Here is a 13,084-nt window from a genome sequence, read left to right as displayed (position 1 = left end):
TGGATACGCCTGAGCAGGTCGAGCGAACCGGTTGGTCACCAAACCTGTGAGCTGCCGGCTGGGTGGTCGTGTCCGCGTCGAACGAGCACCGTAGCGACCCTGCAGCCCACGTTGCACGTGGGGTCCGCTGAGCATGGTCGACCAAGTACGCGCTGGCGCGTCACCACGGCGTGGCCGCGCCAGCGATCGCCTCCGCTGCAGTCGTGATTGCCACTGCAACAAGGGCGTTCGAGCTGAAGGAGGTGATCTGCCAGACAAGCCATCGCATAACACGGTGATACGGCTGTCATGCCGTCCACGAATATTGCGACGCATTACTCGCGCATGACGCACCACTATCTGCGCGCGCACCGCCACTGGTCGTGGCCGTTTACGTGGAACGCATGAACGCAGTCTCATCAGGCGGGTCGCGCTCGTCTCGGCCTCTCGACGAACCGAGCGCGGCCCGCCCATCTACCGTGACTTGGATAGCCAGAAGGCACGATCAAGCATGACAGACGCCATAACTACTGGCGGACATTATAATTCATCAACCCGCCAAGTCCGGGCGCTTCACCCGAGGAATTCCGCTCCACGGTGCCCCAGCATCACGATGGTCGCATGCGGCCCACGGCTGGTGATGAAGGGCAGGATGGAGCCGTCGATCACCCAAAGGTTGTCCATCCCATGCACCCGACACCGAGGGTCGACGACCGCGTGCGGGTCACCCTCGGGACCCATCGGGGCGCTGGCACACAGGTGCTGCGATGTCGCCCATACCGGCGGTCCGACATATGTTGCTGTACTGGCTATTTCACGTGCCAGCTCGCTGCCGCGGCGCAACGCGGCGACGTCCTCGGGTTCGCTGTCGTAGCGGTGTTCTATTCGCGGGGACACGGCCGGATCCGCTGACACCAGCGAAATGCGCCCGCGCGCCCGAGGCTGCATCAACGCGACCCCGAGATGCGGCCAGTCGGGATGCCCCGTGGTGCCGTCACCGGTCATCGCGACGAACCCACCCGTGTACGGCCTGATCTCGATGTCGTCGGCGACGTTGAGCACCACCTCCAGCACGGGCCGCCCGGTGGCCACCGTCCAGTCGGTGGGCAGCACCCATTCGGGGTGATCGCGGCAGTTCATCCCCACCGGAAGCGGCGCCACCACCGGCACGTCGAGTGCCCGCAGCATCGCCTCGTCGCCGATGCCGGACAGCATCAGCAGCTGCGCTGATTGAATAGCGCCGGCACACAGGACGATTCGGTCGGCGGTCAGCGTCGTCGGGCCGGGTGGGCCCACCACGTCGACGCCGACGGTGACGGTCCCGCTGAATCGCAACCGCACCGCCCGAGTCTGCGACAGCAGGGTGAGGTTGGACCGCCCCAGCGCCGGAAGCAGATATCCGGCACCCGAACCAATGCGGACGCCGTCGACGATGTTGAGCGGCACCGCACCGACGCCCGGGACCAGCTCAGGCCCGCAATCGTTGAGGTCGGGAATCCAGGAAAACCCGGCGGTCTGCGCCGCGGCGATGAAACGCTCAGTGGTACCGGTCATTTCGTGTGTTCGGCGAACCAGAATCGGCCCGCTGTCGCCGTGGGCGGGGCCACTGAAGTCCAGGTCGGTCTCGATGGCCCGGAAATGGTCGATCACGTCGGACCACGCCCAGCCCGGTATCGCGGCACGATCGAAATCGCCTGGCAATCCGCGGCAGAAGTATCCGCCGTTGACCGCTCCCGAACCGCCGAGCGTCGCCCCCCGCACGATCGGCAGTTCCCGAACGGGCTGATCGGTGATCCGACTCGTAAAGCGCGCCACCAGCGGGCTGCGCGCCCCGATCGGCAACTGCAACCCGTTGGCGGTTTGGGCCAGCAGCGCCGGGTCGGCGAGCGCGGGGCCGGCCTCGAGGACGGTCACGACCCGGGCGGGGTCGGCGGAAAGGCGTTCGGCAACAACGGATCCAGCACTTCCGGCGCCGACGATCAGCACATCGCTGTGCGTTGTCAAGGCGCCGGCTAGCTCCGGATTTGCGGTTTGAGCGCGCGAAGGTTGCGTTCACGGACCACGCCCCACCACAGCCCGAGGCCGTAAGCCAGGTCGTCGACACGCTTGAGCAACAGATAGGTCAGCAGGCCGATCGGCTCGGCGTCGTCGCCGGTGGCGTCGCGCCGACGCAGCCAGTCGACCACGCCGTCCATCACGGCGGCGACCACGATGACGCGTCTACAGTGCCGCGACACGATGGCGGCCAGCAACGCCACGGGCCAGTAGTGCCGGCAGATGGCCGACGCCAGCTGCAGCGCCGCCGACCACAGGCCGCGGGTCGCGATCACTACGACATCGGAGAAAGCGGTATCGGCGCTGCGCATGGCTTTGGCGATGCGCCGACCGGTCAGCACGGCGATCACGATCGACGCCAGCTGCGACAGGCTGGTCCCGAGCGCCATCAGGATCCAGGCCATCAGCGCCCACCCGGAGATCACCACTGGGGCGGTCTTGTCGGGGTGGCGTACCGACAGCGGAGCCGCCGAACCGCCATAGAATGCCTTGCGCGCCAGCCAATCCCGCAATTGGGTGCGGTGATCGTGCGCGACCAGCGCGATCGGCTCGTAGCGCAGCCGGGCTCCCGCCTCGATCAGTCGCCAGCACAGGTCGACGTCCTCCCCGGACTGCATCGTCTCGTCGAACCCGCCGACATCAGCGAGAGCCGAGCGGCGGCAGATGATCGCCGCGCTGGGCACGTAGGACACCGTGCTGTGCGGCAACACCGGCGCTTCGCGCTGCCCGAGGTCCAGTGAGGAGTGCACCGCCTCGTACCGTGCGACCACGTTCTCGCTATGGGCCAGGCCGACGATGCGGGGCGCCACCAGGGCGACGGTCGGGTCGCAGAAGTGACCGAGGAGAGCTTCCAGCCAGCCACGGCGCGGCGTCACATCGGAGTCTAGGAACGCGACGAAGTCGGTGGTGCAGGCCGCCAGTCCGGTGTTGCGTGCCGCCGCCGGACCCTTGCTGCGAGGGTGATGCAACACCTCGATATCGCAGTGCGTGCCGGCGAAGTCCGTCTGCTCGATCGGCGACAGCGAGCCGTCGTCGACCACGATAACGCGCAGTCCGCGCAGCGAGTTCACCAAACGTCGAACACCAGAAACATTGTCCCGCACTGGGATTACCACGGTGACGTCGCGATGCGACGGGCCGCCGGCAGGGCGCGGATGGGCGACGGTGGCGTCCAGCAGGGTGCGGGCCAGCTGGGCACTGACGTCGTCGCGGACCTTCAGCCGGCCATCCGAGAGCATGTCCTGGGCGGCGGGAGCGAGCTTGAGCAGTCGGGTCGGCGAGCCGCCCAGCAACGCCGAGCCGTCGCCGAGTACCCGCACGCGGCGATCGACCTGAACGGCGAACCCGTCCGGCAGTCGAGGCGCGGTCATGTGCGCCACTCGCCGCCGCAAGCGGGAGGTGCCGCCGCCTCATCGCTCGCGTTCTGCATCGTCGACGGCCCGCTCATGTCAGCATCCCGTCGTGGCCGGGCGTCCAACGCACGATGCGGCGCGCACATCCGTCGACCATCTCCGAGAAGATGCGCTTGCCCTCGGCCGCGGTGGCGGTGGTGGGATCCCCTAGCACGCCGACCGGGCTGACCGCCGCCACTCCGCCGGTGCGCATCGCCGGAAGCAACTCCGGCAGCGGCGCCCGATTCCCGGCGAGCCACCGGTCGGTCTGCACATCGGACGGCGAGATATGCAGCAACACCGATGTTTCGGTATGGCCGGCATGGGCGTCGGCGCCGGCGGCCGCGCACGGGCACCAGGCGACGTCGCGACCTTCGCTGCGAAGTGTGGTTACGGCGCGGTGCAACGCCTCCGTGTTGCCGCCGTGGCCATTGACGAAGGCCAGGCGCTGGACCCAGTCCCCGGCCGACCTGCCGTACTCGACCAGCAGCATTGTCAAGGCGTCGGTGCCGATGGAGATCGTTCCGGCGAAACTCTGATGCTCGCCGCTGGCGCCGTAGGAGATAGCCGGCGCCACCCACCAGGCCTGCTCCAGGCGTGCCCGCGCCCCCCTGGCGACCGCCGTCGCGATGCGGGTGTCGGTATCCAACGGCAGGTGCGGACCATGTTGCTCGGTCGACCCCAGCGGGACCATTATCGACGGCGAGGTAGGAAATAGCTCGTTCGACGTCGCAGCTCCTAATTCGCCGAGTACGGGCACTCGGTGATGGTAGGCCGAATTCACCTGGCGTGCACCAATTGTTGAGCGTTCAAAGTTATTTTTTTTCTGGGCTGTTCATCGGGGCGCCGAAATTCGGCTCGTCCGTCACGGTTGCCACGCGCGTATCACAATTTTCGCATACGTCGATTTTCGCTCGCAATCCCACATCCGCCTGAATTCGACGGCGCCACGACTGGGTCCGGCGCAGCACCCGAGGCGCTAAATATGGCAAAGCCGCCCGACATGCCGCAGATTAACTCGGGCGGCGCCGAGATCAGGCCGACGGAACGCCGAGCGCGCGGGTGAAGCCGTCCGGCACCAGAATGTCGTCGGGGCGCAAGTCGTGGATCGAGGCATGCCCGAGCCCGATGAGCGCCGAGTCGATACCCCCGCGCAGGACGTCGAGCACGTTCTCGACGCCGGCTTGACCGTTCGCGGCGAGGCCCCACAGATAGGCGCGGCCGATCATCACCGCCCGCGCTCCCAAGGCCACGGCCTTCACCACGTCGCTACCGCGCCGGATGCCGCCGTCCAGCAACACCTCGACCTGGTCACCGACCGCGGCTACCACCGGGGGCAGCGCCCGGATGGACGCTGGCGTCCCGTCCAGGTTGTTGCCGCCGTGGTTGGACACCGATATCGCCGAAACACCAGCATCCACAGCTCTTTTCGCGTCATCGACACGCATGACGCCCTTGAGCATGAACGGACCGCCCCACAACTCGCGCAGCCACGCGATGTCCTCCCACGTCGGCGGCGGGGTGCCCATCCACTCGCCGTAGGCCTGGAAGAAAGGCGGACCGGCCTCGCCGCGCGCCGCCTGGTTGGGCACCGACAACGCCGGCGGACGCATGGTCTTCGCCCACTTCAGGAACCACCGGGGCTTAAGGGCCGCCTCCGGCGACAACCGCAGAATGGTCCGCAGGTTCATTTCTTCGGGAATCTTGGGGCTGCCCCAGTCGCGCCCGTGCGAGAAGGACCAGTCGGTGGTGACGATCAAACCGACCGCGCCGGCCGCGCGCGCCCGCTCCACCCGGTCGGCGATGGCGTCGCGCCCGCCCAGCCAATACACCTGAAAGAACAGTTTGGAGTTTGCCGCGATCACTTCCTCGATCGGCTTGCTGGCGAACGAGGACAGACCCATCGCGGTTCCCCGTGCCGCCGCGGCCCGCGCGACGGCCACCTCACCGTCCGGGTCCACCGCCTGAACACCGGTCGGCGAAATCAACACCGGCATGGAAATATCTTGTCCCATAACGGTTGTCGACAACTCGCGCTTTTCCTGCGCGCCTACCACATGCGGCGCGAATCCGAGTTCTCCAAAGGCGTCGACATTGTCGGAGACCGTAATTCCCTTTTCGCTGGCCGCAACAAGCGCCGAATAAACGGATTTCGGCAACCGGCGCTTTGCGCGCTGCTGAGCGATGGCGACGGTTTCAAACCACTCGTCGGCCACGACTACACCGGGCTTTCGTTACACAGCCGCGCCGGCGGTTGCTGCGGCGGCCGCACCGACAGCGTCAGCGGCACCGGCTGGCGGACCTTCTGGACGCGCGAGTGATCGGCACGCGGGCGCGGAGTCTCCCGATCCCGGGCCAGTGCCGACTGGCTGTGCCCCTGGACGCATTCGGGATCCGGCCCGTCCATTGGCAGGCCGGTGAAGAACTTGGCCGCCATGCAACCGCCACGGCAGCTGTCGTAGTGCCCGCAACTTCCGCAGGCGCCCGCCGATTGAGGCTCGCGCAGTTCACGGAACAGCGGAGCGTTCTTCCAGACGTTGTCAAAACCGCCATCGGACAAAACGTTTCCGGCCAGAAAGCGGTCGTGGATGGCGAACGGGCAGGCGTACACGTCGCCCACCGGGTCGATCAGGCACACCACTCGACCGGCTCCACACATGTTCAAGCCGGACAGCGCCCCGGAGGCGCCAAGCGGAGCCAGATGGAAGAATGAGTCGCCGGTGAGCACCCGCTCCCCCTTGGCGACCAGCCAGTCGTAGAGCTGGACCTGCTGGGCCGCGGTGGGGTGTAGGTCTTCCCAGACATCCGCGCCACGTCCCGAGGGCCGCAGCCGGGTGATCCGCAGCGTTGCGCCGTAACGGTTTGCCAGAGCGGCGAATTCGTCGAGCTGGTCGACGTTGTGGCGGGTGACCACGACAGAGATCTTGGCATCTTTGAAGCCGGCCGCGGCCAGATTCTCCAGCGCACGCACCGCCATCGCGAAGGAACCCGGCCCGCGGACGGCGTCGTTGACCTCGGCGGTGGCGCCGTCCAGCGAGATCTGGACATCGACGTAATCGCTGGCCGCCAGTCGCGCGGCGACCTCCGGCGTGATGCGGACCCCGTTAGTGGAGAACTTCACCCCGACGTGGTGCGCGGTGGCGTAGTCGACAAGCTCCCAAAAGTCCTGGCGCACAGTCGGTTCCCCGCCACCGATGTTGACGTAGAACACCTGCATGCGTTCCAGCTCGTCGATGATGTCCATGCACTGTCGGGTGGACAGCTCGCGTGGATCGCGCTTACCCGACGAGGAAAGGCAGTGCACGCAGGCCAGGTTGCAGGCGTAAGTGAGTTCCCACGTCAGGCAGATGGGTGCGTCCAGCCCATGCTCGAATTGCTCGAGGAGCCGGGGTACCGGAGCCGCTGTTGTCATTGATGGTCCTCCTGGGGCACCAGCATGCGGGAATCGACCAGCACACCCAACGCGTGCAGGTACGGCCCCTGCTCTGAGTCGTCGACTCCCTCGGCCCGCAGGGCGGACCGGACGTCGGGATGGTCGGCCAGCGATTGCACGACCGCAAGAATGGTGCGGTTCTTCAGAAACGAAAGCTTGCGGGTGCCGAAGTGATAAAGCAGTGCGCCAAACGGTTCTGGACGGACCGCGACCTTCGGGTGTAATCGCCAACCGCGATCAGGGTCGAACCGACTTTCGGTCGATCGTGCCTGCGCGCGCGCAGGCACGGTCAGTAGACCCCGCACATTCCGTCGATGGACACCTCTTCAACCAGCGTCTCGGTGACGAGCTCGGCGTCGGTTTCGATCTCGCGATCCATATGAATTGCCTCTCCTACGGTCTCGACAACGAAGGTCGATCTTGCCACAATCGTCGTCAGAATATGGCATCGAGTGCCGAAACGGAAGGGCGGGTCTGATGCATCCGCAGGCGCGGGTCGGTCGGCGCCGCTCGACGACGCCGGACCACATCACCGACGTCGCCATCGCGTTGTTCACCGCACGGGGATTCGCCGAGGTGAGTGTCGACGACGTCGCGCAGGCCGCCGGGATCTCGCGCCGCACACTGTTCCGCTACTACGCCTCCAAGAACGCCATCCTCTGGGGCGACTTCGACAGCCACCTCGCCCATCTTCGCGAGCTGCTCGACACCGTCGGTCCGCGAGTTCCGCTGGGCGATGCGCTGCGGGCAGCACTGCTGGCATTCAACACCTTTGACGACTCCGAGACCGTCCAGCACCGTCAGCGGATGCGGGTCATCCTGCAAACCGCCGAACTGCAGGCGTATTCGATGACGATGTACGCCGGCTGGCGCGAGGTGATCGCGGCGTTCGTCGCCCAGCGCTCGGGCGCCATGACGACCGACTTGGCGCCGCAGACCGTCGCATGGACGCTGCTCGGGGTCGCCCTCTCGGCCTACGAGCATTGGCTGCGCGACGAGTCCGTCACGTTGCAGGCCGCACTCGGCAATGCCTTCGACGTTGTCGGTCCCGGGCTTAACAAGCTGAAAGCATGACCGCCAACAGCGAACACCTGCTGCACACCCTGCGGTCGCAGGGGCGGTTCTGCGGTGCCTCCGGATCAACGATGTACGACGAGCTGTTCGAGCTGGTGGCCTCCGACGTCGAAACCGGTGGGATCTTCGCGGCGATCCTGTCCGGCCACGAGGACGACCCGTCGCGGGATGCGGTGCCGCTGCGGCTGCTGGGCGGCCTGCACCGGTTGGTGCTCGACGGGCGGGCCGAGGGGTTGCGCCAGTGGTATCCCAGCACCGGCGGCACCTGGGATGCCGGCAGCGCATGGCCGGAGATCAAGCTCGCCGCGGCGGCCCACGCCGAGTCGCTGCGCACGGCGCTGGGGCAGCCGCCGCAAACCAATGAGGTAGGCCGATCCGCCGCGCTGATCGGTGCGCTGCTGCATATCAACCGCGAAATCGATTTCCCGATCAGGCTTTTCGAGATCGGATCGAGCGCTGGGCTGAACCTGCGGCCCGACCAATACCACTACCGCTACGGCGGCGGGCAATGGGGACCGATCGACTCGCCGGTGGTCATCGACGACGCCTGGCAGGGCCGAGTGCCGCCGGCCGGTTCGGTGCGGATCGTCGAACGACGTGGCTACGACATCGCGCCGGTCGACGTCACCGGCGCCGAAGGCGAGATGACCGCGCTGAGCTACGTCTGGCCCGACCAAGCCGCCCGGCTGGAGCGGCTGCGCGGCGCCATCGCGGTCGCCCGCACGGTGCCCGCCCTCCTGGTGCGACAGAGTGCGGGCGCCGCCGTGGGCGGCCTGACACTGGCCGACGGCGCACTGACGGTGCTGTGGCATTCGATCACGTGGCAGTACCTGTCGCAGGACGAACGCAGCGCCGTGCGCGATGGGGTCAACGTGCTCGGCGAACGCGCCGACGCCTCAGCGCCGTTCGCGCATCTGACGATGGAACCCGCGCGCGACGGCCCGGGCGGTCCGCTCAAGTTCCTGGTGCGCGTGCACCGCTGGCCCGGCGGTGAGGGTGTGGTGCTAGGTGAATGCCATCCGCACGGCCCACCCGTGGACTGGCGATAGCGACAGGCAATTAGGAAATTTTCGCCCTCAACCCGTCGGAGTTCGCGGTGCCGCGGCGACGATAAGGGTGTGGGCGCCGAAATGGATCACCAATCCGACGCTCGACGCGCGCTTTTGGCGCTCTACGACGAGGCGTTGCCGGTGGTTTACGGGTACTTCGTCCGACGCTGCGGCGAACGTGCCGCGGCAGAGGACCTGACCTCGGAGACCTTCCTCGCGGCGATGGACGCGGCGCGTCGGGCAGCACCACCGCCGGTCTCGGTTGCGTGGTTGCTCGGCGTGGCGCGACACAAACTGGCCGACCACTATCGGCGCGGCCAGGACCGGCTCAGCGTGCCGATGGCCGAGCTTCCCGAACCCGTCGACACCGCCGACGACTGGGACGCCGAGCTGGATCGCATGGTCGCCGAAGCCGTGCTGGCCCGGCTGACCGAGCCGCACCGCACGGTGCTGGTGCTGCGCTACATGGACGACTGCAGCGTCGGCGAATGCGCCGAGCTGATCGGGCGCACGGTCCATGCCACCGAAGCGTTGCTGGTCCGGGCGCGCCGAGCATTCAAGAAGCAGTATCCGGAAGGAGGCACATCATGAACGAGCGTAACCGCAACGACCCACTGCGCGTGTTGCGCACCAATGACCTTCCGGTTCAACCCGATTCGGTTTTTGCCGCGCGGCTGCGCCGGCAACTGGAATCCGCACTATCGCTACCCGAAGGAGTTGTCATGAGCGGCACCACGACTGCCCTAACCGACCTGGCCCAACCCGTTGCAACGCGGGCGCCGCGGCCGGCGGCATTGCCCTACCTCAGCGTGGCGAACGCACGCGCGGCCATCGAATGGTACGCCGGCGCGTTCGGCGCCCTGGTCGTCGGCGACCCAATCGTGATGGACGACGGGCGCATCGGGCACGCCGAGATCGCGATCGGCGACGGCGTGCTGTACCTGGCCGACGAATATCCCGAGATCGGCCTGAAAGCACCTGCAGCGAAAGCGGTTTCGGTCAGTCTGATGTTGCACGTCGCCGACACCGGTGCCGCCCTGCAGCAGGCGCGCGACCACGGAGCGACCGTCGAGCGGGAGATCTACCAGAATCACGGAACCCGCAACGCCACTATCCTCGACCCGTTCGGGCACCGCTGGATGTTGTCCGGGCCGACGGCCGTGCCGGTTTCGGGCATCGCACACGGCGACATCGGATACATCTCGGTGTGGACTCCGGATGCCGATCGCGCGGCGGCCTTCTACGGCCACGTCCTGGGCTGGACATACGACCCCGCGTCACACCGGGTGACCAATACCGACCTGCCGACCGGCATCTTCGCCACCGACGAACCCGCCACCTTGTTCTGCTGCTACGCCGTCGACGACGTGCAGGCCGCCCGCATCGCGATAGCCGAAGCCGGCGGCGTTCCCGGCGAAATCCGGGATACCGAGTACGGCGTAGTACTCGACGCCACCGACCCGCAAGGCACGGCCTTCGCGGTTCACCAACCCATCGCCGGCCGAAAGCGGCCGGAAATCAACGGTTCTGGGCCCGGTGAACTGTCTTATGTCACCTACCAGGTGCCGGATTCGGCCGCGTTCCGCAACTTCTACGGTCGGCTGCTGGGGTGGACGTTCGAGCCGGGCCGCATCTCCGACGGCTGGCAGGTGGTGGACACGCATCCGATGGCCGGCGCCGCCGGTGGCAGTGCGCGTCCCACCACCGTGCCGATGTGGACGGTGGCCGACATCGACGTGGCGGTCGCGCGAGTCCGCGAAGCCGGCGGCACGGTGCGCGACGAGCCGACCCGCCAGCCCTACGGCATCAGCGCCGAGTGCACCGACGATCAGGGCGCGCGGTTCTACCTGGGCGAATTCTGAGGCGACAGGATTTGGCCGCGAACTGGGGGGCGGTTCATCCGAATCGCTTGTGTCCCGGGTATTTTGCGAAGTCTAGCTCAACGCCTCGGGATTGGCGATCCGGATCGGCGCACCGTCCAGCCAGGCTACGACCGCTTCGATGGTGTCCGTGTAGAAGGCACTCAGCATCTCGCGGGTGACGTATCCCAGGTGGGGGGACAACGTCACGTTCGGCAGACGGCGCAGCGGATGATCAGGCTCGGGAGGTTCGACGTCGAAGACGTCGAGGCCGGCTCCGGCGATACGACCGGTCTGCAGCGCAGAGATCAGCGCCGCCTCGTCGACGATCGGGCCCCTGGACGTGTTGATCAAGTAGGCGTGCGGCCGCATCAAAGCCAGCTCTGGTTCGCCGACCAAACCTCGGGTCCGCTCGGAGAGCACCAGATGGATCGAGACCACATCGGCGGATTCGAACAATGCCGTCTTCTCGACCCGGCGCGCCCCGGCTGCCATCGCGGCCTCCGCGGTGAGATTCTGGCTCCACGCAACGACTTCCATGCCAAACACGCCGCCGTACTCGGCCATTCGCTTACCGGTCCTGCCCAGGCCCAGCAGCCCGAGGGTCTTACCGGCCAGCGTCACGCCGACGCTGTTCTGCCACCCGCCATCGCGCATCCTCCGGTGCTCTTCGGCCAGGTTGCGCACCGTCGCGATCAGCAAGCCCCAGGCGAGTTCCGGGGTGGCGTCGCGCACCGCCCGGAACCGGGGGTTGGCGAAATCCGAATGGGCAACCAGCACACCGGATTCGGTGGCCGCGGCCATGTCCAGGCTCGGCAGGCTCATCCCTACGATCGTTATCAGCTTCAGGTTCGGCAGCCGCTCGAGCAGCGTGCGCGGCAACGCCATCCGTTCGCGCATCGTGCAGATCACGTCGAACGGCTGCAGGACCTCGGCCGCTTCCGCTTGACCGAGATGCCGATCGAAGACGGTGATCTCGGCCCGGCTCTGCACCGGCGACCAGTCGGCGAACTCGAGTGCCATACCGGCATAGTCATCGAGTATCGCCACCCGGTGCATGATGTCAGCCTAACAGCTCCGAAATCGGTGTTGCCGCAGCGATTTTGCCGCGGGCCTTCATGACTTTGCCCGGCAGACCGCCGCCGACCACGCCGACTACTACCCCGTCCCGCTCGTAGTAGGCCAGGAACTTTCGTCCGTCGTCCTCGACAAGGTGCACGATGTCGGTGGCTTCCGGCTCGCCCAGGCACTGGATCTTGACGTCGTACTGGTCGCTCCAGAAGTAGGGCACTACCGTGATAGACGGCACCTGCTGACCGAGCATCGCGGGTACCACGACTCGGGCCTGGTCGGCCACGTTGCTCCAATGCTCCACGCGTGCTTGATGTCCCGTCGCATCGCGCCAGGAGGCGACGTCTCCGAGCGCCCACACGTTGGGCGCGCTGGTGCGTCCGGCCTCGTCGCAGATGACCCCGTTGTCGACGTCGACCCCGCTGCCGTCGAGCCACTCGGTGGCCGGCCGCGATCCGATACCGACGACGACCAGGTCGGCGGCCAACTCGGTGCCATCACTGAGCACCACGGTGTCGACGTGGCCGTCGCCGCGCACCTCCGCCACGCCGATGCCGGTGCGCACGTCGACGCCCTCGTTGCGATGCAGCCGCGACACCAGCTCGCCGATCTGTTCGCCGAGCACCGAAGCCAACGGCGTCGGCTGCGGCTCCACCAGCACCACCTCGACCCCCATGCTGCGCAGGCTGGCCGCGACCTCGCAGCCGATGAATCCGGCTCCGATGACCACGGCGTTGTGCGCCTTAGCGGCATGCTCGCGCAACGCCATGCTCTCGTCGAACGACCTCAGCACGCGAATGCCCTCGAGATCCGGGAACGCAGGAATGCGCCGCGGGACCAACCCGGTCGCAATCACCAGCTCGTCGTAGCCGAGCGACGTTCCGTCGGAAAGGGTCAGGCTCTGCGCGACGGTGTCCAGGCCGGTGGCCGCCGCACCGAGGCGCAGCGTGATGTTGTTCTCGTCGTAGAACTCACGCGGCTTGAGGGCGACATCATCGACCTCTTTGCGCAGGACTTCCTTCGACAACGGCGGCCGGTCGTAGGGCAGATGGACCTCGTCGCTGACGATCGTGACGGGTCCGGTGTACTCCGACCGGCGTAATTGCTCGGCCGTGCGGGCCGCAGCCAGCCCGCCCCCGACGATCACGATTCCTTGATTGCTCACGTGGAGTT

Annotated in this window: 13 protein-coding genes; 4 read left to right on the top strand and 9 right to left on the bottom strand. The window is 67.1% G+C overall.

Going from position 1 to position 13,084, the window contains the following annotated elements; genetic code table 11:
* Positions 1-552: 552 nt before the first annotated feature.
* From mftG to mftA, 7 genes are all read right to left on the bottom strand, one after another.
* Complete coding sequence (gene mftG, locus MJO58_RS04720) at positions 553-1,983, bottom strand: mycofactocin dehydrogenase MftG (RefSeq protein ID WP_090600384.1); 1,431 nt, start codon at positions 1,981-1,983, stop codon at positions 553-555.
* Between the two features lie 8 nt (positions 1,984-1,991).
* The gene (mftF, locus tag MJO58_RS04715) at positions 1,992-3,404 is read right to left on the bottom strand and encodes a mycofactocin biosynthesis glycosyltransferase MftF (protein ID WP_239722140.1); all 1,413 of its coding nucleotides are present in this window, start codon (positions 3,402-3,404) and stop codon (positions 1,992-1,994) included.
* Positions 3,405-3,477: 73 nt separating this feature from the next.
* Positions 3,478-4,209 (bottom strand): mycofactocin biosynthesis peptidyl-dipeptidase MftE, encoded by a 732-nt coding sequence (gene mftE / locus MJO58_RS04710; protein WP_239722139.1) that lies wholly within the window; start codon positions 4,207-4,209, stop codon positions 3,478-3,480.
* Between the two features lie 250 nt (positions 4,210-4,459).
* The gene (gene mftD, locus MJO58_RS04705; protein ID WP_090600376.1) at positions 4,460-5,641 is read right to left on the bottom strand and encodes a pre-mycofactocin synthase MftD; all 1,182 of its coding nucleotides are present in this window, start codon (positions 5,639-5,641) and stop codon (positions 4,460-4,462) included.
* 2 nt (positions 5,642-5,643) lie between these two features.
* Positions 5,644-6,837, bottom strand: a complete 1,194-nt coding sequence (mftC, locus tag MJO58_RS04700; RefSeq protein ID WP_239722138.1) for a mycofactocin radical SAM maturase — start codon at positions 6,835-6,837, stop codon at positions 5,644-5,646.
* Positions 6,834-7,163: a mycofactocin biosynthesis chaperone MftB gene (gene mftB, locus MJO58_RS04695; protein ID WP_239722137.1), complete on the bottom strand. Its 330-nt coding sequence runs from the start codon at positions 7,161-7,163 to the stop codon at positions 6,834-6,836. The genes mftC and mftB overlap by 4 nt, the downstream gene beginning before the upstream one ends.
* Positions 7,148-7,237 carry a mycofactocin precursor MftA gene (gene mftA, locus MJO58_RS04690; protein ID WP_036466690.1) on the bottom strand — a complete coding sequence of 30 codons (90 nt, stop codon included), beginning with the start codon at positions 7,235-7,237 and terminating at the stop codon, positions 7,148-7,150. The genes mftB and mftA overlap by 16 nt, the downstream gene beginning before the upstream one ends.
* Positions 7,238-7,335: 98 nt before the next feature.
* Here mftA and mftR point away from each other — a divergent pair, with 98 nt between their 5' ends.
* The 4 genes from mftR to MJO58_RS04670 all read left to right on the top strand — a co-directional run bounded on the left by mftR (position 7,336) and on the right by MJO58_RS04670 (position 10,843).
* Positions 7,336-7,932, top strand: coding sequence for a mycofactocin system transcriptional regulator MftR (gene mftR, locus MJO58_RS04685; RefSeq protein WP_090600361.1), 597 nt, complete (start codon positions 7,336-7,338; stop codon positions 7,930-7,932).
* Positions 7,929-8,981 carry a DUF2332 domain-containing protein gene (locus tag MJO58_RS04680; RefSeq protein ID WP_239722136.1) on the top strand — a complete coding sequence of 351 codons (1,053 nt, stop codon included), beginning with the start codon at positions 7,929-7,931 and terminating at the stop codon, positions 8,979-8,981. The genes mftR and MJO58_RS04680 overlap by 4 nt, the downstream gene beginning before the upstream one ends.
* Before the next feature lie 81 nt (positions 8,982-9,062).
* The gene (locus MJO58_RS04675; protein WP_090608473.1) at positions 9,063-9,572 is read left to right on the top strand and encodes an RNA polymerase sigma factor; all 510 of its coding nucleotides are present in this window, start codon (positions 9,063-9,065) and stop codon (positions 9,570-9,572) included.
* Positions 9,569-10,843 carry a VOC family protein gene (locus MJO58_RS04670; protein WP_090600354.1) on the top strand — a complete coding sequence of 425 codons (1,275 nt, stop codon included), beginning with the start codon at positions 9,569-9,571 and terminating at the stop codon, positions 10,841-10,843. Before MJO58_RS04675 ends, MJO58_RS04670 begins: the two co-directional genes overlap by 4 nt.
* A gap of 72 nt (positions 10,844-10,915) precedes the next feature.
* On the opposite strand, the gene MJO58_RS04665 is transcribed toward MJO58_RS04670, so the two are convergent.
* Together MJO58_RS04665 and MJO58_RS04660 are read right to left on the bottom strand one after the other, a co-directional pair.
* Positions 10,916-11,899, bottom strand: a complete 984-nt coding sequence (locus MJO58_RS04665) for a D-2-hydroxyacid dehydrogenase family protein (RefSeq protein ID WP_239722135.1) — start codon at positions 11,897-11,899, stop codon at positions 10,916-10,918.
* A gap of 4 nt (positions 11,900-11,903) precedes the next feature.
* Positions 11,904-13,076, bottom strand: coding sequence for an NAD(P)/FAD-dependent oxidoreductase (locus MJO58_RS04660; protein WP_239722134.1), 1,173 nt, complete (start codon positions 13,074-13,076; stop codon positions 11,904-11,906).
* Between the last annotated feature and the right edge of the window lie 8 nt (positions 13,077-13,084).

The organism is Mycobacterium lentiflavum (assembly GCF_022374895.2).
GTDB lineage: Bacteria > Actinomycetota > Actinomycetes > Mycobacteriales > Mycobacteriaceae > Mycobacterium > Mycobacterium lentiflavum.
This window is presented reverse-complemented; position numbering and strand designations above follow the sequence as displayed.

Bases quoted from the DNA above. Each gene is read 5' to 3' on its own strand.
- MJO58_RS04665 (WP_239722135.1), bottom strand. From the start codon at position 11,899: ATGCACCGGGTGGCGATACTCGATGACTATGCCGGTATGGCACTCGAG.
- MJO58_RS04680 (WP_239722136.1), top strand. From the start codon at position 7,929: ATGACCGCCAACAGCGAACACCTGCTGCACACCCTGCGGTCGCAGGGG.
- mftC (WP_239722138.1), bottom strand. From the start codon at position 6,837: ATGACAACAGCGGCTCCGGTACCCCGGCTCCTCGAGCAATTCGAGCAT.
- mftF (WP_239722140.1), bottom strand. From the start codon at position 3,404: ATGACCGCGCCTCGACTGCCGGACGGGTTCGCCGTTCAGGTCGATCGC.
- MJO58_RS04670 (WP_090600354.1), top strand. From the start codon at position 9,569: ATGAACGAGCGTAACCGCAACGACCCACTGCGCGTGTTGCGCACCAAT.
- mftR (WP_090600361.1), top strand. From the start codon at position 7,336: ATGCATCCGCAGGCGCGGGTCGGTCGGCGCCGCTCGACGACGCCGGAC.
- mftA (WP_036466690.1), bottom strand. From the start codon at position 7,237: ATGGATCGCGAGATCGAAACCGACGCCGAGCTCGTCACCGAGACGCTG.
- MJO58_RS04675 (WP_090608473.1), top strand. From the start codon at position 9,063: ATGGATCACCAATCCGACGCTCGACGCGCGCTTTTGGCGCTCTACGAC.